Below are 21,112 nucleotides of genomic sequence, written 5' to 3' on the forward strand. Positions count from 1 at the left end.
GACAACATGACCAAGAAAGTGACGATTTATCATAATCCACGCTGTTCAAAAAGCCGTGAAACCTTACATTTACTAGAAGAAATGCAAATAACACCTAATGTTATTCACTATCTAGATACAGCACCTTCTGTTGAGGAACTTAAAACACTGCTCAAAGCATTAGGTTTTAATGACGCAAGAGAATTAATGCGCACAAAAGAAGAAATTTATAAAACACTAAAACTGGCTGATGAAACATCACAAGATGTATTAATTCAAGCAATGCATGAAAACCCTAAACTTATTGAACGCCCTATTGTGGTTGTAGGTAATAAAGCCCGTTTAGGCCGCCCTCCAGAGCAAGTGAAAGAACTGTTTAATTAATCTTCAAAATTCAAAGCCTATATTTATATTCTTATATATGGGCTTCTCTCTATCTACGTCATTATTAATCCCGCAACCGTTTACTCTCTTTTCTCAAATAAGAAATAAATCATCAAATGTTGTTAAATTGTAAACATTACAATTAGCAAAGTGTTTCTTATTTCCACAATAGAAAAAAACCAATCGCTTTATGCTTTCAAAAATTTTCATCTCAATTTCATATTTTTTATGAGTAAGAAATCGCCATTTTTGAAAACTTTTATTGAGATCACACTAAGCCGCATAAACTCACGATTATGAGAAAAAAATAATCATGCGTTTCATTTATATTGTGACTCAAGTCTCTTTACACAAATGCATTCCTACATATCATGGATATCAGAAAATATGATAGCAGAATTGATAAACTATAAATTCTCGCCAAAATATTTTTCCATTATCATCCAAGAAAGAAATTAACAAGAAATACACATTTAAAACAATACTGCAACACAGCAATAAGCTTTCAATTTGTTATTTACTCTATCTCTTCTTTTATTGTTGTTTTTTTAACTTGATAACAATTAATCAGTGTGAAATGAAGTTGTAGATGTATATGAAATAAACAACGTTATAGCCAACATTATGGGCAATTAAAACTAACCAATCACCATTATTGGTGTCGGGTGATTGCTAGGCTAATAGGAAAACAGATGAATATCGTACTTAGATTAAAACTTGTCTCATTCCTCCAGTTCTTTATATGGGGATCTTGGCTTGTAACATTTGCCTCGTATCTCTTTGGAGAGCTGCATTTTAAAGGTAGTGATGTTGGGCTTATTTTCAGTGCTCTTGGACTTGCCTCACTTATCGCACCTGTCATCATGGGATTTATTGCAGATAAAATAAATAACCGTAAATTAGTGTTTATTACCCTGCATATTTTTTCCGCATTAGCATTAGTGCTAATGTCGCAAATGACAACAGTAACCACGCTATTCTTTGCAACTCTATTACATTTATTGTTCTTTATGCCAAGTATCTCAATGGCAAACAGCATCATTTTCGAACTGTTAGAACAAAAACATTTAGAGCCTAATAATTACTTCCCGAAAATTCGTGTTTACGGCACCGTTGGCTTTATTGCCGCCATGTGGGTGATTAGCTTCTTAGGTTTAGGTAATAGCTACCACCAGCTCTTTGTTGCAGCAATCGCCTCTATTGTTTTAGCTGTATTTGCAATGTTCTTACCTGCCACTAAAGCAACTGATAAAAACGAAACTAAAACCGAAGAAGTGGCATTTAGTATCACTAATATCTTGCAAGTATTTAAAAAGAAAAATGTCGTTGTTTTCTTATTCTTCGCAACATTATTAGGATCTGTACTGCAAATTACTAATACATTTGGTGTACCATTCCTGCAAGATATTGCACAATCTCCAAATGCAGATGATTCATTCTTTGCACGTTATCCTTCAGTGTTCTTATCTATTTCACAGATTTCAGAAGTCGTATTTATTCTATTCCTACCACTGTTATTAAAACGTGTAAGAATCGAAACTATCGTTTTATTTAGTATGGTTGCTTGGATCTTACGTTTCGGCTTCTTTGCTTACGGTGACTACACATCATTAGGTCAAATCGTCTTATTGTTATCAATGATTGTGTATGGTTGTGCATTCGACTTCTTTAATATCTCTGGTTCACTGTTCTTAGAAAAAGAGATCCCGTTACAATATCGTTCAACAGCACAAGGTATGTTTATGACCTTAGTGAACGGTTTCGGTACTTATTTAGGTGCAATGTTAAGCGGCTGGGTGATCGATTTATATACCACTAATGGCGCGGTTGATTGGAAATCATTCTGGTTAATCTTCACAGGCTACACGGTTGCAATCACTGCACTTTATCTGATTTTCTTACTGGTTCCTCAGAAGAAAGCCAAAGTAGTAGAAGCAAACTAATTATTTAACCCTCCTCCTTTATTGTTTGTGTCTCTCGCCGCTTGTCTTGTATAAAGACAAGCGGTTTTTTTATCTCTTTTTTATCTGAGAAAATAGAACGATCACGGTTCAAGAATAACAACGAATTATTACTTTCAATAGGTATTGGATTTAGAAAATAGAGATAGGATTTAAATTATTAGCCCCACCGAATAAGATGAGTGAGGCAATTTAAAGTTTGAGGATATCTTTCACAAATGGGATGGTAAGTTTACGTTGAGCAACAATAGAAGCATGATCAAGCTCATCAAGCATTTCAAACAAGGTACGCATTTTTCTATCTAAGCGTTTTAATACAAAACGACCAACATCTTCAGGTAATTCAAATCCACGAAGTTTTGCTCTTAATTGTAGCGCTTGAATTTTCTCTTCGTCACTTAAAGGTTGCAGACGGTAGATTTGCCCCCAATCAAGGCGAGATGCTAAATCAGGAAGTTGTAGTTCTATTTGGCGAGGCGGTCTATCCCCTGTAATTAATAAACAGGTTCGTCCATGCTCTAAAACGCGGTTATAAAGATTAAATAAGGCGAGTTCCCACTCTTCGTCACCTGCAATACATTGCACATTATCAATACAAACTAAGGATAAGTGTTCCATGCCTTCAAGAACATCGGGAACAAAATAGGCTCGTTTATCAAGAGGAACATAGCCAACAGCATCACCTTTTAGTGAAAGCTCAGCACAAGCGGCATGTAATAGATGGCTCTTTCCACCTCCGTCACGAGACCAGAAATAGATATAACTGCCATGAGATTGATGAATGGCGGTTCGAATTGCCGCGACTAACGACGCGTTTTCCCCTGCATAAAAGCTATCGAATGTCTCATCATCGGGCAGAGATAGTGGTAATGATAGCTGTGACGGCGTATTCAGAAGCACCTCACCTGAATAGTTTAATAAACGTGGTGATTCTAACACAAATTCTCACAAGGTCAGAACCAATATTAAAAAAGCACATTGCACTGATTAAGATAACAGCAAGATTATCGTGACAAGCCTATTTTATATACTCTTAATGACTTATTTATTGCCTTGCTGTATCACTAATTGTTTAGTGCAAAATCAAAAAACATTTCTTGTTTAATTAATCGTCTTTATTATCTAAATTTTAATTTCGCAACATCATTACCTGAAGGTTGCTGATAAATGTCGAGCTTAAAATATTTGGCTGATGCATTTATATACTCAAAGATTTCTGATTGAGTCTCTTCATATTCAACCCACGTGGTTGCACGAGTAAAACAATATAACTCTACAGGTAATCCCATCGGTGTAGGTGGCATTGTTCTGATCACTAAATACATATCAGGTCGAACATCACCACGCATTTTTATCCAATTTAGCATGTACTTACGAAACAATTGTAGGTTCGTCACCCCTTTTGTTTCTAACCACTCATTAATATCACCAATCTCTTCTTCTTTTCCTTCGAGCATCGTTTCTATACTCTTACGAAGCGGTGCTGTATTTTTTAATTCCAATACTAATTCTTGCGTTGCAAATGAAATCGAAGATTGGTCAATATAAAAACTACGTTTAATCCGACGCCCTCCTGATGAAAACATCGGTTGCCAGTTTGTATATTTTTCAGTCAAAAAATCCTTGGTTGGAATACGTGAAATCGTATTATCCCAATTACGCACAGTGATCGTATGTAATGCGATATCAATAACCTCACCACTAATATTACTACTGGGTAATTCAATCCAATCATAAAGTTTTAATACTTTTCCGTTAGAGATAAGAATATTGGCAACAAAAGAGATAAGTGTATGCTGAAAAACAAACATTAATACCGCAGCAATAGCACCAAAACTTGAGATAATAATAAGTGGTGATTGTTCAGTAAATAACGCAATGATCAGGATAAAAGAGATAATCCAAACCACGATTTTGGCAATCTCAATATAGCCTTTGATAGAGTTATTTCGATGCCACGCTTTTTTGGCGTGCCTAATATTGAAGATATCAAGCGCGTTGTTTAGCAATGAGGCAATATTGATGATAATAAAGGCGCGAGCAACCGTCTCAAAAATAATATTCATTTCAGCTGAAAAAGACGGTAATAGCTGATTAATATAGAGAACGAGTGTCACAGCAACAATAGATGCGCTCTTTTTAGCTATATCTTCTATCGTTTCTTCATCTGAAAGTTCAGTAAATAAAAAAAGTAAACGCTTTGCTATTCGGCGGAAAATCATTTTGGCGAGAAACCACACCACCAGCAACACAACAACTAAAAATATTGTGGTAAAAATCTGCTTTGATGTAATGAAATCATAAATTTCAATCAGCTTTTCCATAAATTACGTTATACCTTTATTGAGACGTTTCCAACCTTAAAACGAATATCACTTAAGCCGCAGACAAATTGCCTATTTCGCATAAGAACGGACACCCATTGTCTCATTTATTTTATTTAAATAAACATCATGATTGAATTAATCATGCTTTTCTAAGTTTTAAACACTTAAAATATCAAAAATCTTAGTTTTTAATATGACACAAAAAACAAAGCGCAATAAAAAAGGTGGAGATCATCCACCTTTTTATTAATTTCAGCATACTGCTTTAGATTTTCTTAATCGATTACTTTTTGTTTGCTGTACCACTAACAGACTCGATAGTGTTATCCACTAATTCTGTTTCAGGGCGAACAATACTAACTAATTTAAAGATTAAGCTTAAAACAATACCTACGATAGTTGCTAATGCCATGCCTTTTAATTCAGCAGCACCAATCTGAATGGATGCACCACTCACACCGACAATCAGAATAATTGCAGTTAATATCAAGTTTTGCGGTTTGTTGTAATCCACTTTTGAATCTAACAAGACACGAATACCTGATGCACCAATAACACCGTAAAGTAGTAATGAAACTCCACCCATCACTGGAACAGGTACAGCAGCAATAGCAGCAGCCAGTTTACCGACACAAGATAATAAGATAGCGAGAATTGCCGCGCCACCAATAACCCATGAGCTGTAAACTTTAGTGATAGCCATAACACCAATATTTTCACCATAAGTGGTATTTGGTGTTGAGCCAAAGAAACCCGAAATAATGGTAGAGAAACCGTTTGCGAACATAGAACGATGTAAGCCTGGGTTTTTCATTAAATCGCGTTGCACAATATTTGCTGTAACAACAAGGTGTCCAACGTGTTCTGCAATAACGACTAATGCAGCAGGTAGGATAATAAAGATGGCACTCCATTCAAAACGTGGAGAATAAAATGTCGGTAGTGCAAACCAGTTAGCTTCTTTAATTGGAGTAATATCAACAACGCCCAAGAAGAAAGAGAGTGCATAACCTGCTAGTACCCCAATAAGGATAGGAATAATAGCAAGGAATCCTCTAAACATCACAGAGCCTAAGATTGTCACCCCTAAAGTCACCATAGAAATAAGCAGTGTTTGGTTATCAACCGGTGCATCAGCACTTGGTAATAATCCTGCCATTCCCGCAGCGGTTCCAGCTAATTCAAGTCCGATGACGGCAACGATTGCGCCCATTGCCGCAGGCGGGAACATCACATTAATCCAGCCTCGTCCTGCTATTTTAACAATACCGGCAACGATACAAAATAACACACCACAGACGATGAATCCCCCGAGTGCTAATTCATACCCTAAAGGTAATAGTAAAAGTACGGGTGAGATAAACGCGAAACTTGAACCTAAATAAGCAGGAATGCGTCCTTTACAAATAAAGAGATAAAGCAGGGTTCCGATCCCGTTAAATAACAATATTGTTGCCGGATTAACTTTAAATAAAATTGGCACAAGTACGGTAGCGCCAAACATTGCAAACAGATGTTGAAGACTCAACGGAATTGTTTGTAATAATGGTGGGCGCTCTTCTACCCCGATTGCACGACGAGTCATGCTTACGACCTCTCTTTAATATGAATGTGAAATTGGTTTGTATTTTTAACTTTATACTCGTCTTACTTTAAGCCACCGCGTTGCTAACTACGCTCGCTCGAACGAGTCATCTAGCGGCACCTTAAAATATTTAGAGTATAGAACAAATAAGTGGTCCAAAAAAAAGCCGACTATCAAAGTCGGCTTAATTATTATTTTGTACCAAATATCTTATCACCAGCATCGCCAAGACCTGGAACGATGTACCCGTGCTCATTAAGATGACTATCAATAGATGCAGTATATAACTCCACATCTGGATGAGCTTCTTCTAATGCCTTAATACCTTCTGGAGCAGCAACCAGTACTAATACTTTAATTGAAGTACAGCCCGCATTTTTTAATAAATCAATTGTGGCAATCATAGAGCCGCCTGTTGCTAACATAGGGTCAACAACAAGAGCCATACGCTCTTCAATATTGGATGCTAATTTCTGGAAGTAAGGGACAGGTTTTAATGTTTCTTCATCGCGGTAAACGCCAACTACACTGATTCGGGCACTAGGAATATTTTCTAATACTCCATCCATCATCCCGATACCTGCACGGAGGATAGGAACTACTGTGATTTTTTTTCCTTTAATCTGTTCTATCTCTACCGAACCACACCAACCTTCTATTGTTACCGTCTCTGTTTCTAAATCGGCGGTAGCTTCATACGTCAGTAGACTGGAAACTTCTGAAGCCAGTTCACGAAAGCGTTTAGTGCTTATATCATGATCTCGCATCAGCCCCAATTTATGTTGAATGAGTGGGTGTTTTACCTCAACGATCTTCATAATTTCTCCTAATGTACGACGCAGCCTGACAAAAAAATCGCGAGATTATACCGCTTTTTTGCCAACATTCCATCGTTTTTCTATTGATATTGATCAAACGCACAGCTTTTAACCACACCAACATGAATAATTGTGACCTATAAAGAAGATCCTCGCAAACGTTTGCTTTGCCTGTTAGAATAGCGTCCGCACACATTTTTTCTTAACAGCAACTTGCCGTGAGGGCTCTACGTGACTAACAAATCCTCTCTCAGCTATAAAGATGCCGGTGTCGATATTGATGCAGGTAATGCTTTAGTCGATCGTATCAAAGGTGTAGTAAAAGAAACCCGCCGTCCTGAAGTTATGGGGGGTTTAGGTGGTTTTGGCGCACTTTGTGCAATTCCATCTAAATACCGTGAACCTATTTTAGTTTCAGGCACAGATGGCGTAGGAACTAAACTTCGCCTTGCGATGGATTTAAATCGCCATGATGACATCGGTATTGATCTAGTCGCAATGTGTGTCAACGATTTGATTGTTCAAGGTGCAGAACCCCTTTTCTTCCTTGACTACTATGCCACAGGAAAATTAGATGTCGATACCGCAGCACGCGTAGTAACAGGTATTGCAGAAGGTTGTAAGCAATCTGGTTGTGCGTTAGTTGGCGGTGAAACTGCTGAAATGCCAGGAATGTACCACGGTAACGATTATGATATCGCAGGCTTTTGTGTCGGTGTGGTTGAAAAATCAGAAATTATCGATGGTAGCAAAGTTAAAGCTGGCGATGCGCTAATCGCTTTAGCATCAAGTGGTCCTCATTCTAATGGCTATTCATTAGTCAGAAAAATTCTTGAAGTCAGCAATACGCAAGCTGAAAACACATCATTAGGCGATAAATCATTAGCCGATCACCTATTAGCTCCTACTCGTATTTATGTGAAGTCACTGCTTTCATTAATTGAAAATGTAGATATCCATGCCGTGGCACATATTACAGGCGGCGGATTCTGGGAAAATATTCCTCGCGTATTACCTGAAAACACGCAAGCGCGTATTGAAAGTAAAAGCTGGGAATGGCCACTAGTTTTCAAATGGCTACAAGATGCCGGACAAGTCAGCACACATGAAATGTATCGCACCTTTAACTGTGGCGTTGGATTGTTAATTGCCGTTAACCCAAATGACGTTGAAAAAACATTAGCACATCTGGCTGAGTGTGGTGAAAACGCATGGTTAATTGGTGAAGTTGCACCACAAGCTACTGGTGAAGCACAAGTTATTATTAACTAATGAAAGCATGTGAATGAAAAATATTGTCGTCCTTATCTCAGGAAACGGCAGCAACCTACAGGCGATTATCGACGCCTGTAGGGCAAATAAAATCACAGGTAATGTGGTTGCTGTCTTAAGTAATAAAGCTGATGCATACGGTCTTAAACGGGCAAAACTTGCTGATATTCCAGCTTATTTTGTTGATCCTACTCTCTATAATGACAGAACGGATTACGATAAAGCGTTAATTGAACAAATCGACGCTTATCAGCCCGATATTGTGGTGTTAGCTGGTTTTATGCGTATTTTATCGCCTGATTTTGTCACTCATTATCAGCATAAATTATTAAATATTCATCCTTCTTTGCTTCCTAAATATCCCGGATTACACACTCATCGCCAAGTTTTAGCGAATAAAGACTCTTTTCATGGCGTTACCGTCCATTTTGTTACAGAAGAGCTTGATGGTGGTCCCATGATTATTCAGGCGCGTATTCCTGTTTTGCCAGATGATACTGAACAATCATTACAAGCAAGAATACAAACTGAAGAGTATCGTATTTATCCATTAGCGATCGGTTGGTTAGCTGACGAGCGATTAAAAATGCAGAATAATCAAGCCTTTCTCGATGATATTGCGCTTTTCGACAACCTTGGTTAACTATTTCGTTTAAGATAAAAAGTCACATTGTGCTACACTGTAGCTCGCGTGACTTTTTTTGTGTCACCCTTTTCTCTTTTTATTCAATGCATTCACCGAGGTGCTTATGTCCGGTGGTAAGAAAGTTCCACCTATAAAATTACGTCCTCTCGAACGAGAAGATCTCTCTTTTGTCCATCAACTTGATAATAATGCCAGCGTTATGCGCTATTGGTTTGAAGAGCCTTATGAGGCTTTTATCGAGTTAAGCGACCTTTATGAAAAACATATTCACGACCAAAGTGAACGCCGTTTTATTGCCGAAAGTGATGGTACTAAAGTTGGGCTTGTCGAGTTGGTTGAAATTGATTATGTTCACCGTCGTGCTGAATTCCAAATCATCATCGCACCGGCACATCAAGGCCACGGATATGCTGCACGAGCAGCAAAGTTGGCGATGGATTATGCTTTTTCTGTACTTAATTTATACAAACTCTATTTGATCGTCGATAAAGAGAATGCTAAAGCGATTCATATTTATGAAAAGCTTGGCTTTAAAAAAGAAGGTGATTTAATAGATGAGTTTTTTGTTAACGGTGCCTACCGTTCTGCGATTAGAATGTGTACTTTCCAAGCGCCTTATTTTGAACAAAAAGCCAAAGAGGCGAAACCCGAAAATTTTGTTAAGCCGGGTGCGACCATTAAGCAACACGTCTGATTTATTCAGATATTAAGTTTTAACTTTAACCCTTGTTGGAGTTCAGATGTCCCAGGAACGACTCTATATTGATAAAGAGATCAGTTGGCTTGCGTTTAACGAGCGTGTATTACAAGAGGCGGCTGATAAACGAAACCCGTTAATTGAAAGAGTCAGGTTTCTGGGGATCTATTCAAATAATCTTGATGAGTTCTATAAGGTTCGCTTTGCCGATGTAAAACGCCGTATTTTAATTAATGAAGAGCGTGGTTCACGCTCTGCATCAAGTCATGCTCGGCATCTTATAAAGAAAATTCAGTCAAAAGTGGCTAAAGCTGACCAAGAGTTTGATGCCTTATATAATGATTTGTTACTTGAAATGGCGCGAAATCAAATATTTTTAATTAACGAACGCCAAATCTCACCTAATCAACAAATCTGGTTACGCCAATACTTCCGTCAAAATTTAAGAAAACACATCACGCCTATTTTGATTAATCCTGAAACAGACTTAGTTGAGTTTCTTAAAGATGACTATACCTATTTAGCGGTTGAAATAGCGCAAGGGCAAATTATTCATTATGCCCTACTAGAAATTCCATCAGATAAAGTACCTCGTTTTGTCATTCTGCCAACAGACCAAGGTCGTAGTAAGAAAAAATCCATGATTTTATTGGATAATATTTTACGCTACTGTCTTGATGAAGTGTTTAAAGGCTTTTTTGATTACGACTCATTAAGTGCTTATTCCATGAAAATGACGCGAGATGCAGAGTACGATCTTGCGACAGAAATGGAATCAAGTTTACTTGAAATGATGTCATCGACATTAAAACAGCGCCTTACCGCAGAACCCGTCCGTTTTGTTTATCAACGGGATATGCCTGATGAAATGGTGGCACTACTGCGCAGTAAATTAGGTTTATCGAATAATGACTCCGTAATAGCTGGTGGTCGTTATCATAATTTTAAAGATTTTATTAACTTCCCAAATGAAGGGAGTAAATTTCTTTTAAATAAAGTGATCCCACGCTTACGCCATGTGTGGTTTGATAATTTCCGTAATGGCTTTGATGCAATACGTGAGCGCGATGTCTTACTCTATTATCCTTATCATACCTTTGAGCATGTGCTGGAATTGTTGCGCCAAGCCTCTTTCGATCCAAGTGTTATCTCAATAAAAATCAATATTTACCGTGTCGCTAAAGATTCTCGGATCATTGATTCGATGATCCACGCTGCGCATAACGGCAAACGTGTCACTGTTGTCGTTGAGTTACAAGCTCGCTTTGATGAAGCAGCAAATATTCACTGGGCAAAACGCCTGACAGAAGCGGGTGTACACGTTATTTTCTCTGCTCCAGGTCTGAAAATTCACGCGAAATTATTTATCATTTCACGTTTAGAAAATGGTGAAATTATTCGCTATGCTCATATTGGTACCGGGAACTTTAACGAAAAAACAGCGCGTCTTTATACTGACTATTCACTATTAACGGCGAATACCGAAATTACTAATGAAGTGCGCCGCGTCTTTAGTTTTATTGAAAATCCTTATCGCCCAGTGACTTTTGAACATTTGATGGTTTCACCACAAAACTCGCGTATTCTGTTAAATCAATTAATCACAAACGAAATTCACAGTGCCCAAGCCGGACATCCAGCAGGGATCACATTAAAAGTGAATAACTTAGTTGATGAAGAGCTCGTTAATCGCCTTTATGACGCGTCAGAAGCTGGCGTAAAAGTACGATTATTAGTACGTGGAATGTGTTCTTTAGTCCCTAATCAACCGGGATTTAGTGAAAATATTCAGGTAACCAGCATTGTTGACCGATTTTTAGAACACGATCGTGTCTATGTGTTTACTAATAAAGGCGATGAAAAAATCTTTCTCTCTTCTGCGGATTGGATGACGCGAAATCTTGATTATCGTATTGAAGTTGCAGTGGCTTTGCTTGATCCTCAACTTAAACAGCGCGTTCTTGATATTCTGGATATTCAATTTAATGACACCGTAAAAGCACGTTATATCGATAAAGATTTAACAAATAGCTATGTTCCTCGTGGAAATAAACGTAAGATCCGTTCCCAGCTTGCTGTCTATGAGTACATTAAATTGTTAGAACAACCAGATCCACGAGCGTAATTCTATGCCTTTATCACAAGATGACTCTTCACCACGTCCTTTAGAAATTGCGGCTATTGACCTCGGTTCTAATAGTTTTCATATGATTATTGCGCGGGTTGTTAATGGCGCATTACAAGTATTAAGCCGTTTAAAACAGCGAGTTTATCTTGCTGATGGGCTTGATGATGATAACGAATTAAGCGAAGAGGCTATGTTACGTGGGCTCTCAGCCCTTTCTCTTTTTGCTGAAAGGTTACAGGGCTTTCCTGCGGAAAATGTCACCGTCGTGGGAACGCATACTTTGCGCGTCGCCACTAATGCGAAAGTCTTTCTTCAACGCGCCAAAGAAGTTATTCCTTATCCTATCGAAATTATTTCGGGACACGAAGAAGCTCGACTTATTTTTATGGGTGTTGAACACACTCAATCTGAAAAAGGTCGAAAGCTCGTTATTGATATCGGTGGTGGCTCAACAGAATTGGTTATTGGTGAAAATTTTGAACCAATCTTAATCGAAAGCCAACGCATGGGTTGTGTCAGTTTTAGCCGTCAGTTTTTCCCAGAACAGAAAATCAGCGAATCCGCTTTTCGTAAAGCACGAGAAAAAGCCGCGCGTAAAATGGAAAAAATTGCATGGCAATACAAAATGACTGGCTGGGATGTGGCTTTAGGGGCTTCAGGAACGATTAAAGCAGCTCATGAGATCTTAGTTGAGTTTGGTGAAAAAGACGGTGTTATCACACCAGAACGCCTGCTTATGCTCACTAAACAAGTTTTACGATTTAAAAAATTTAAAGATATCGCCCTACCGGGTTTATCCGATGAGCGTAAACATGTTTTTGTACCGGGTTTGGCGATTTTATGCGGTATCTTTGATTCTTTAGGATTAAAAGCCCTACATCTTTCTGATGGTGCATTACGTGAGGGTGTGCTTTATGAAATGGAAGGCAGATTCCGCCATCAAGATATTCGTCAACGCACAGCAAAAAGCCTTGCAGAGCACTATAATATCGATAGAGAGCAAGCAAAACGTGTTCTTGAAACAATGCAGTCTCTCTACGCTCAGTGGGCACAGCAAAATCCTAAATTAGTTCGTCCTGATTTAGAAGCTATTTTAATCTGGGCTGTCATGTTACATGAGGTGGGATTAAGCATTAATTTAAGCGGGTTACATCGTCATTCTGCCTATATTCTTTCAAATACTGATTTACCCGGTTTTAATCAAGAGCAACAGCTGTTATTAACAACCCTAGTTCGCTATCACCGAAAAGGGATCAAATTAGATGAGTTGCCAAAATTTAATCTTTATAAAAAGAAACAGTATTTCCCACTCGTACAAATACTAAGATTAGCAACTTTACTTAATAATCAGCGACAATCGACGACAAAACCCGCATCTTTGCGTTTAGTTACAGATGAAAATCATTGGACGCTTTATTTTCCTAAAAAATATCTTTCCGATAACACATTGATGGAATTGGATTTAGAAAAAGAACAAGAGCATTGGCAGTCGGTTCCGGGTTGGAAACTGGATATAAAAGAGGAATCTGCTTAACAATATGATATTATACAGAAAAAGACGCTAGTCAATGCGTCTTTTGTTGCATCTATCATACAACAACTATCACATAACAACATAGGTTTGATTTGTGACCATAATATGAACATCACCAACGCAATATTGTTCAAGATTCATATTTTTTATACGGAGAAGACCGATAATCATCCTAAAATGGAATAATTAGTGTCAATGGTTATCTCCCTCGTAAGAATTAAAAAGGAATAACATGTCTCAAACAGCTATCAACAATGATACTGCGGCTGCCATCAATCCGTATTCACAAAAAGTGGCACACCTGCGTCAGCAAATTTTGAGCATCTTTCTCGAAGATGATCATTTTGTTGAAACCGTTTTAGGTGAAGCAAGTGAAAATGATAGGCTGAGCCACCATGAACTTCATGAAAAAATCACCACTGTTAGAGAATTACTACAAGATCTACACGCGGCAGATATTGCAGATATTCTTGAAGCCCTCCCCTATGACGAACGTCTAGCCCTGTGGCATTTGGTTGATAATAATGAACGTGGTGCTGTTTTAGTCGAAGCTTCTGTCGCCGTTTGGGACAGCTTAATTAAAGATATGACTGACCGTGAGTTATTACGATCGGTCGCCACATTACATGTGGATGAGCAAGCATATATCGCAGAGCACTTACCTCGCGATACGATGCGTCGCCTTCTTACCTATTTAGAACCAAGCCTGCGTAATAGAATAAGAGAAGTTCTTCAATATCCAAAAGACAGTGTCGGTCAGATGATGGATTTTGAGTTCGTCACTGTGCGAGGCAATGTCACATTAAAAACGGTACAGCGCTATTTACGCCAACGAGGCTCTATTCCTGAAGCAACGGATAAAATTTTCGTTATTGATAATAAAAACCATCTGTTGGGCGAACTTCCATTAACCACCGTTTTAACCCAATCTCCTGATAAGCTTGTCTCTGATGTAATGAAAACAGACACTGTTAGCTTTATGCCAGAAGAAAAAGGTGAAGATGCAGCGGGCGCGTTCGAACGTTATGACTTAATTTCCGCAGCTGTTGTTGATAGTAACGGTCTTCTAATGGGGCGATTAACCGTTGAAGATATCGTTGATAACATGCATGAAGAGAGCGATACCAATATTCGTCGGATGGGTGGTTTGAGCCCTGAAGAAGACGTCTTTGCACCCGTCGGTCAAGCAGTTAAAACACGTTGGACTTGGCTGGCTATCAACTTATGTACTGCTTTCGTTGCCTCTCGTGTTATCGGTGTCTTTGAAGATACCATTTCCCAATTAGTCGCCCTCGCCACATTGATGCCGATTGTTGCGGGTATTGGGGGAAATACAGGTAATCAGACCATCACAATGATTGTTCGCGCATTAGCGCTACACCAAATTCAAACCGGAAGCTTTTCTTTCTTAATTTTAAGAGAGCTTGGTGTTGCCTTTATTAACGGCGTTGTTTGGGGGGGAATAATGGGAATTGTCACTTACCTCCTCTATGGCGACCTTGCTATGGGTGCGGTAATGACAATGGCGATGGTATTAAACCTCTTAATGGCTGCCATGATGGGTGTATTGATCCCAATGACAATGATTAAATTAGGTAAAGATCCTGCAATTGGTTCAAGCGTTATGATAACCGCAATTACAGATACAGGTGGTTTCTTTATCTTCTTAGGTTTAGCAACTATCTTCTTAGTCTAAGAAAAGCCTCAATAACACTAACGCCACTGCTAATAAAATACAGTGGCGTTTTTTATATCGATAAATAATTAAGCCGTTGTTGAAAGGTAATAATAGACAAGCAACAATGCGATAATCAATGAAGTAATAAAAGTCTTTTTAACAGAGGCACTTAGTAAATAGCCGTCATTTTGATTGGTGTTATTAAGCATGGTTTTTAATACCAAACTACCACCTAATGCGACGATAGAAAGTGATGCAAACAGAACAATTGCAGCTAAGAGAACAGCACTCATTGGGATAGAGACCATAAATCCTCCGACATATCAATTGACTTCCTGATGTAATTATAACCAAGAATAGTTTTTTTGATGCCTCTTTTTGTTTTTATTTTTAATTTAATGGCAAAACACAGAAAAACCACATTATGCATAAAAACACAAAAATAAAGTTATCATTGTAAATTTTATTAGATTTTGATTTCAACAAATAAAGAAAAAGTGAAATTTAATTTCAACTAGTGAGAATTTAACATACAGTAGAATATTCTAATAATCCATTTTCTATCAGATCATATCTTTCATTATTAATACTGTTAGCTTTCTTAATTATCTAATAATAACTTTATTTCCGGAAAATAATAAATTAACGCATCTCTTAATTTATTATTTTTACGGTTATTTAAATTAGAAGAAATATATTCAGCATTAAACATTTTTTATTTAAAAATACAGAGTTCTTACTTATTTGTAAGTCATTTAATATTTTTATTTTATGTTGGTAATTATTAAAATATCGATATTTAAACAAATGAAATAACAACAACAAAAACAAGATAATCTAAAAACACCCCCGAAAAGCAGTACATGCTGTTGTTTTAATTTCTTCTATTTACATTATTAAGAGCTTCCTGTTATAACTTAAACCATCATCACAACATTATTCTTTCTCGCATAAATAGTCTTTAAATAACCTTTTGCTGTTATTTATTTTCACCCTATTTTATTCGCTAATTTAAAAAGAATTTAATTGTGAACTTATTACTTATTATTTTTATCACGATGATTATTATAGGTTGTTATTATGACATCACAATCACACTCCACTCAGCCGTTGAGTCAACCTACGGCAAGACCATTGAACCGCAACGACTATAAAACGTTGGGTTTATCCTCACTAGGGGGAACTTTGGAGTTCTATGATTTCGTGATCTTCGTGTTCTTTACGAAAACATTGAGCCACTTGTTCTTTCCCGGTGATAACGCCTTTATTGCACAAATGCAGACATTAGGTATTTTCGCAGCCGGTTATCTTGCTCGCCCTCTGGGTGGCATTATTATGGCACACTACGGAGATATTATTGGTCGTAAACGTATGTTTACCTTAAGTATCTTCTTAATGGCGGTACCAACATTAGTTATTGGTTTATTACCAACTTATGCCAGCATTGGTGTTGCAGCACCATTATTGTTGTTATTAATGCGTATTATGCAAGGTGCGGCTATTGGTGGTGAAATGCCGGGTGCTTGGGTATTTATCGCAGAGCACACACCAAAACAACGTTATGGATTAGGTGTAGGAACATTAACCTCAGGTATTACTGGCGGTATTTTATTAGGTTCCATCGTTGCGATTATCGTTCAACGTAGCTATACCGGCCAAGAAGTGAATGATTTTGCATGGCGTATTCCCTTTATCTTGGGGGGCGTATTTGGCTTAATCTCTGTTTACTTACGTCGTTTTTTACAAGAAACCCCTATCTTTAAAGAGATGGCGGCGAAAAAAGCGTTAGCACAAGAAATGCCAGTCGTTTCAGTTATTAAGAACCACAAACAAGCGTGTTTAATTACTGCTGCGTTAACATGGTCTTTATCAACGGCTATCGTTGTCACCATTTTAATGACACCGGGCGTTATTGTTGAAGGGATCTATAAAATTGATAGAACAACGTCATTAGAAGCAAACTGTGTTGCAACATTAACTTTAACCTTAGGTTGCATATTCTGGGGTTGGATTGGTGACAAATTAGGAACGCGCGCTTCAATGACATTATCATGGGGTGGTTTGATTGTTACTGCATTCCATTTCTATGGCAGTTTAGATGCCGCGATGACAGGTTTTCAGTTAGCGTTTAACTATGGTTTGATGGGCTTTTTTGTAGGAGCGATTGCAACTACACCGATTGTTAGCACAAGAGCATTTCCACCATCAATTCGTTTTTCTGGCTTGTCTTTTGCTTACAATATGGCTTATGCCTTATTCGGTGGATTAACGCCAATGTTAACAGGTATATGGTTAGAAAAAACCGCAATGGCGGGTGCCTATTATGTCGCTGGCGTATCATTATTAGCTATTGCAGTCGCTTTCTTACCTTTAGCGTATAAAGGTTGGGCGGCAGTAAAACCCACAACAAGAGAGAAAGATGTTGCATTGCAGATTGATAAAGTGATTGGTTAAACCTTTATCAATGTATAAATATGTTCTATAAGTATCCCCTTATACAATACCGCCCTTAATGAGGGCGGTATTTTTTTGTGTGTTGCAGTTTTTCTGAATTTTATTACTTTTAAATTCAAAGTGTTGAAAAGGATTTTATTGACCTCTACCCTATTCAAACGTTTTATTTTCTTAATAGGGAATATAGAAAACTGATGACATATCAAAATAGAAAAGGACTTCACAAGAAGTTGAATATACTCGAGTTGCAAGGTTACATTCCTTATAAAACACAAAGAAAAATTCAACAAAAACGCTGGCAATGGAAGTCTTACTCATCAGGTATACATTACTCTGCGCCAAGCAATGTATTGGAAATGGGTCGTTATAATGATCCAACGGCAAGAACGGGTATTTGCTACACCTCTGATTATGCTGTTATTGCAATTGCTGAATCTTTAGGACGTCTTTATCAAAATAGAAAAAACTTTATTATTGGTTCCAGTGATTTAAAAAAAGCACAGATATATACACTAAGTACTACACGTAAAACAAAGCTTATCGATATATCAAGACTACAAGGCATACTGCATATCACCGCGGATAAAATGACGGGCAAACATTATAGCTTTACTCAAACTATTGTTGACTGGGCAGCGAATACACCAGAGCTCGATTATGATGGTATAACCTATCCTTCAAGGCACTATTTTGGTATGTGTACTGCTTTTTGGGCGAGGAAAGAGCGCCTAGCTCCTTTAATAGAGTTATCACATTGTTCTATTGATAATTATAGTGATAATAGAAAAGAAAACTTCCCACAGAATTGGCAATATGCTGATATTTCAGGAATTGAGATCATTACAGAAACATTGCAATTTGATATTAATATCGACGAATAAACAGCCCAATACTGGGCTGTTTATTAAATAGCAACATGTTTACCAAAAAGGCTAGCTTGATGAATAATTTCCTGCATTTGCTCACTCATTCGTCCATATTTTTTTAATGCATCTATAACATTAAGATTTTTGTCATCATCAAAAAAATACATGCTTGTTAAAAAAGAAATTTTGGTGATCGAGCTCATATCACCCAGTAAAACTAAGATTTCATCTAAACCATCAATCAGTTGGTTACCGTCAAACTGAAATATGGGTAATCGATACTCGCCTCCTACTTTAACAGCTAATAGCTTATTTGCTTTCAGGCGGTTATTAATTGTCTGACGTTTGACACCTAAAATTTTAGCGGCTTGGCTAGCACGACATGTTCCGCCCAATGCTTTTAATTGCTCTGAAAACTTAATAGCCCCTTCATTTAAACGAGCAATTTGGCGTTGTTCCCTTGGCGATACCTCACTGGCACGCTCCAGTTGTGTTTCAAAAATAAGCCTAGCGAGTTCGTTATCTGTCATTTCTAATGCATTAGTTAAACTTTTTTTCTCTGCCAATGTTTCAACTAACTCTTGAGTTAAATTAGCCATTCTTTTAAGAACAGCCATTCTCTCTATTGATAACGCTTGAGGTGATCTTTTTTGTATTGTGGTATTCATAACGCCCCCTTTACCTTTTTCTGATTATATGATGGGTAAAGTGTAAAAAACAAGTATGATTTACATACAAAAAAGGATGCCTTTTGGCATCCTCTATTTTCTTCAGCTTTCGTTTTTGATGCTACAAATTACTGTATCATTTTACTCAGCATAGGTGCGGTGATCAGCATTAGAACTGCGATAACACCTGTTACAATACCGATTTGTAAAAAGACACTGCTGTAAATTTCTAATGAAGCATGAGCGCTTTGCACATCTTCAGGTACTGCCATTAAACTTGCAACTTTACCTGCAATAATTGCTGCGGCTGCCGAAGTTAAGAACCAAGCGCCCATGATAAAGCCCATTAAACGCTGTGGTACAAGTTGAGCAACCATTGCAAGACCAAGCCCTGAAATCATTAGCTCACCGATACTTTGGAAACCATAACTTGCTACTAGCCACCATGAAGACACAATACCCGCTTCATTTGCCATGCTAGCACCCAGTGGTAACACTAAGAATGCAGTTGCACTTAAGAACATCCCTACGGTGAACTTATATGGCATTGGCAGTTTATCACCCATAAAGTTATACACAGCCGCTAATAGCGGGCTTGCTAACATGATCCAGAATGGATTAAGTGATTGGAATTGCTCTGGTTCAACGCTGAAACCTAACAGAGAGTGTTCAACGTTATGGATTGCGAAGAAGTTTAAAGACGTTGGCATTTGATCGTAAAGAACAAAGAAAACCACTGCTTCAACCATCAATAAGAATGCAACAATCATCTTGCGACGTGCAGCACCTTTCATCATAAAGGTTTCGCGCGCAAAAATTAGAATGATACCTAATGAGATAATTGCTAAAGACCAACTTGCGACTTCATTATTGTGTAACAGCCAAGTCGATAATGCTGTGAGTGCAACGATACCCACCAGCGTTAATAATAATTTTGAATAATTAAGCGGTTCAAAGTCAGGTTTAGAACCCTTATCTTTGATCCAACCACGACAAACCATAAAGTTTGCTAAGGTGATCAGCATACCTACAACGCTTAATGCAAACGCAACATCCCAACCATAATTAGCGGCTAACCACGGTGTTGCTAACATAGATAAGAACGAACCTACGTTGATAGACATATAGTACATCGTAAATGCACCGTCTAATTGCGGATCGTCTTTCTCATAGCATGTTGCTAATAATGAAGATGGGTTGGCTTTAAATAAACCATTACCTACTGCAATCGTTGCAAGTCCCCAATAAATCACGTCTTTATCGTGATCTGAGAATGCCACCATTGCATAACCAATTGCGAGTACGATTGCCCCAAGAATAATAACCCTTTTAGTACCAAGGATTTTATCCCCAAGCCATCCACCGATAGCAACAAAGCCATAAACTAATGCGGTAAATGCAGCAAAAACAGTGATAGCTTCTGCTTCACCCATGCCCAGCATTTTAACCAAGTAAACGGCCATGATCCCTTGCAGACCGTAATAGCCGAAACGTTCCCATAATTCTATTGAGAAGATGAGATAAAACGCACGAGGCTGTTTAAACGCATTCAGGCTCGGTTTTTGTCCATCATCAGGTGTGTTTGCAGTTGACACTAAAAACCTCTAATTATTCTATTATGCCTTTATATTTAGGCTAATTTTTTACAAAAATTTCTTTATTTAAGACAGAGTTAAAGCTCGGTGAATTTCATACTGGATTGTTATTCTTTGAAAAGAGTTCAACGCAGAGAAAAACAAGGTTGGCATTCTATCACTGGAAAGCATAATTATCTAAGAATTATAACTAACTATTGCGTTTTATCATAGTTACAGGCATTTGTACAAAATAGTTATGCGATTAAAAAAACAGCAAACAAAATAACCCACTGATAATCAATAAATTATTTTCTACTTAATTATCCCTATATAAACAATTAAGCTACACTACTGCTTACCCCTATTTTGCCAAATTATCCCTTATTGAATAACAACGATAAAATAATGCCAGTAGCAATTTGTTTTAATTGATTAAAATAACGCCAATAAAACACATTCCTTGACTTAATTTCCATATTTCCTCCATTTTTAACTGTGAAGAAACAGGTAGAATGTCACCATTCCAAATTTTCATTTC

Annotated in this window: 17 protein-coding genes; 10 read left to right on the forward strand and 7 right to left on the reverse strand. The window is 37.7% G+C overall.

Annotated features, from left to right (window positions below; all coding sequences use genetic code 11):
• Window positions 1–6: 6 nt before the first annotated feature.
• The gene (gene arsC / locus ABN236_RS09220; RefSeq protein WP_088495296.1) at window positions 7–363 is read left to right on the forward strand and encodes an arsenate reductase (glutaredoxin); all 357 of its coding nucleotides are present in this window, start codon (window positions 7–9) and stop codon (window positions 361–363) included.
• 692 nt (window positions 364–1,055) lie between these two features.
• Window positions 1,056–2,306 (forward strand): MFS transporter, encoded by a 1,251-nt coding sequence (locus ABN236_RS09225; RefSeq protein ID WP_088495295.1) that lies wholly within the window; start codon window positions 1,056–1,058, stop codon window positions 2,304–2,306.
• 210 nt (window positions 2,307–2,516) lie between these two features.
• Here the strand turns inward: ABN236_RS09225 and hda are convergent, their stop codons facing one another.
• The 4 genes from hda to upp form a co-directional block, all read right to left on the reverse strand.
• Window positions 2,517–3,224 carry a DnaA inactivator Hda gene (hda, locus tag ABN236_RS09230; protein WP_006533048.1) on the reverse strand — a complete coding sequence of 236 codons (708 nt, stop codon included), beginning with the start codon at window positions 3,222–3,224 and terminating at the stop codon, window positions 2,517–2,519.
• Window positions 3,225–3,442: 218 nt separating this feature from the next.
• Window positions 3,443–4,648 (reverse strand): mechanosensitive ion channel family protein, encoded by a 1,206-nt coding sequence (locus ABN236_RS09235; RefSeq protein ID WP_270753605.1) that lies wholly within the window; start codon window positions 4,646–4,648, stop codon window positions 3,443–3,445.
• Window positions 4,649–4,934: 286 nt separating this feature from the next.
• Window positions 4,935–6,236 carry a uracil permease gene (gene uraA, locus ABN236_RS09240; RefSeq protein WP_088495293.1) on the reverse strand — a complete coding sequence of 434 codons (1,302 nt, stop codon included), beginning with the start codon at window positions 6,234–6,236 and terminating at the stop codon, window positions 4,935–4,937.
• A 191-nt stretch (window positions 6,237–6,427) separates the two neighbouring features.
• Window positions 6,428–7,054, reverse strand: coding sequence for a uracil phosphoribosyltransferase (gene upp / locus ABN236_RS09245; protein ID WP_023581896.1), 627 nt, complete (start codon window positions 7,052–7,054; stop codon window positions 6,428–6,430).
• 231 nt (window positions 7,055–7,285) lie between these two features.
• Between upp and purM the strand changes: the two genes are divergently transcribed.
• The 6 genes from purM (at window position 7,286) to mgtE (ending at window position 15,027) form a co-directional block, all read left to right on the forward strand.
• A complete protein-coding gene (gene purM, locus ABN236_RS09250; RefSeq protein WP_102949494.1) occupies window positions 7,286–8,326 on the forward strand; it encodes a phosphoribosylformylglycinamidine cyclo-ligase in 1,041 nt (346 codons plus the stop codon).
• Between the two features lie 13 nt (window positions 8,327–8,339).
• Window positions 8,340–8,969 (forward strand): phosphoribosylglycinamide formyltransferase, encoded by a 630-nt coding sequence (gene purN / locus ABN236_RS09255; RefSeq protein WP_349473862.1) that lies wholly within the window; start codon window positions 8,340–8,342, stop codon window positions 8,967–8,969.
• A gap of 106 nt (window positions 8,970–9,075) precedes the next feature.
• On the forward strand, window positions 9,076–9,666 hold the full coding sequence (gene speG, locus ABN236_RS09260; protein WP_088495291.1) for a spermidine N1-acetyltransferase: 591 nt from the start codon (window positions 9,076–9,078) through the stop codon (window positions 9,664–9,666).
• Window positions 9,667–9,712: 46 nt separating this feature from the next.
• Window positions 9,713–11,794, forward strand: a complete 2,082-nt coding sequence (ppk1, locus tag ABN236_RS09265; protein ID WP_088495290.1) for a polyphosphate kinase 1 — start codon at window positions 9,713–9,715, stop codon at window positions 11,792–11,794.
• A 4-nt stretch (window positions 11,795–11,798) separates the two neighbouring features.
• Window positions 11,799–13,331, forward strand: a complete 1,533-nt coding sequence (gene ppx, locus ABN236_RS09270) for an exopolyphosphatase (RefSeq protein WP_088495289.1) — start codon at window positions 11,799–11,801, stop codon at window positions 13,329–13,331.
• Between the two features lie 232 nt (window positions 13,332–13,563).
• Entirely contained in the window at window positions 13,564–15,027 is a 1,464-nt protein-coding gene (gene mgtE, locus ABN236_RS09275) for a magnesium transporter (protein ID WP_088495288.1), read from the forward strand.
• A 68-nt stretch (window positions 15,028–15,095) separates the two neighbouring features.
• Here the strand turns inward: mgtE and ABN236_RS09280 are convergent, their stop codons facing one another.
• Window positions 15,096–15,317, reverse strand: a complete 222-nt coding sequence (locus ABN236_RS09280) for a hypothetical protein (RefSeq protein WP_349473863.1) — start codon at window positions 15,315–15,317, stop codon at window positions 15,096–15,098.
• A 772-nt stretch (window positions 15,318–16,089) separates the two neighbouring features.
• Between ABN236_RS09280 and ABN236_RS09285 the strand changes: the two genes are divergently transcribed.
• Window positions 16,090–17,463, forward strand: a complete 1,374-nt coding sequence (locus ABN236_RS09285; protein ID WP_088495286.1) for an MFS transporter — start codon at window positions 16,090–16,092, stop codon at window positions 17,461–17,463.
• 230 nt (window positions 17,464–17,693) lie between these two features.
• A complete protein-coding gene (locus tag ABN236_RS09290; protein ID WP_349473864.1) occupies window positions 17,694–18,344 on the forward strand; it encodes an RES family NAD+ phosphorylase in 651 nt (216 codons plus the stop codon).
• Window positions 18,345–18,367: 23 nt separating this feature from the next.
• Here ABN236_RS09290 and ABN236_RS09295 read toward each other — a convergent pair whose 3' ends face one another.
• Window positions 18,368–18,997, reverse strand: a complete 630-nt coding sequence (locus tag ABN236_RS09295; RefSeq protein ID WP_088495284.1) for a DNA-binding protein — start codon at window positions 18,995–18,997, stop codon at window positions 18,368–18,370.
• Window positions 18,998–19,125: 128 nt separating this feature from the next.
• Window positions 19,126–20,592 carry a dipeptide/tripeptide permease DtpA gene (gene dtpA / locus ABN236_RS09300; RefSeq protein ID WP_088495283.1) on the reverse strand — a complete coding sequence of 489 codons (1,467 nt, stop codon included), beginning with the start codon at window positions 20,590–20,592 and terminating at the stop codon, window positions 19,126–19,128.
• Window positions 20,593–21,112: the final 520 nt, after the last annotated feature.

The sequence above is a fragment of the Proteus sp. fly-1013 genome, assembly GCF_040140245.1.
Classification (GTDB): Bacteria; Pseudomonadota; Gammaproteobacteria; order Enterobacterales; family Enterobacteriaceae; genus Proteus; species Proteus mirabilis_B.

Excerpts from the sequence above, each read along its gene's own strand:
- arsC (WP_088495296.1), top strand. The coding sequence starts at position 7 with ATGACCAAGAAAGTGACGATTTATCATAATCCACGCTGTTCAAAAAGC.
- ABN236_RS09225 (WP_088495295.1), top strand. The coding sequence starts at position 1,056 with ATGAATATCGTACTTAGATTAAAACTTGTCTCATTCCTCCAGTTCTTT.
- ABN236_RS09235 (WP_270753605.1), bottom strand. The coding sequence starts at position 4,648 with ATGGAAAAGCTGATTGAAATTTATGATTTCATTACATCAAAGCAGATT.
- uraA (WP_088495293.1), bottom strand. The coding sequence starts at position 6,236 with ATGACTCGTCGTGCAATCGGGGTAGAAGAGCGCCCACCATTATTACAA.
- upp (WP_023581896.1), bottom strand. The coding sequence starts at position 7,054 with ATGAAGATCGTTGAGGTAAAACACCCACTCATTCAACATAAATTGGGG.
- purN (WP_349473862.1), top strand. The coding sequence starts at position 8,340 with ATGAAAAATATTGTCGTCCTTATCTCAGGAAACGGCAGCAACCTACAG.
- speG (WP_088495291.1), top strand. The coding sequence starts at position 9,076 with ATGTCCGGTGGTAAGAAAGTTCCACCTATAAAATTACGTCCTCTCGAA.
- ppk1 (WP_088495290.1), top strand. The coding sequence starts at position 9,713 with ATGTCCCAGGAACGACTCTATATTGATAAAGAGATCAGTTGGCTTGCG.
- ppx (WP_088495289.1), top strand. The coding sequence starts at position 11,799 with ATGCCTTTATCACAAGATGACTCTTCACCACGTCCTTTAGAAATTGCG.
- mgtE (WP_088495288.1), top strand. The coding sequence starts at position 13,564 with ATGTCTCAAACAGCTATCAACAATGATACTGCGGCTGCCATCAATCCG.
- ABN236_RS09280 (WP_349473863.1), bottom strand. The coding sequence starts at position 15,317 with ATGGTCTCTATCCCAATGAGTGCTGTTCTCTTAGCTGCAATTGTTCTG.
- ABN236_RS09285 (WP_088495286.1), top strand. The coding sequence starts at position 16,090 with ATGACATCACAATCACACTCCACTCAGCCGTTGAGTCAACCTACGGCA.
- ABN236_RS09295 (WP_088495284.1), bottom strand. The coding sequence starts at position 18,997 with ATGAATACCACAATACAAAAAAGATCACCTCAAGCGTTATCAATAGAG.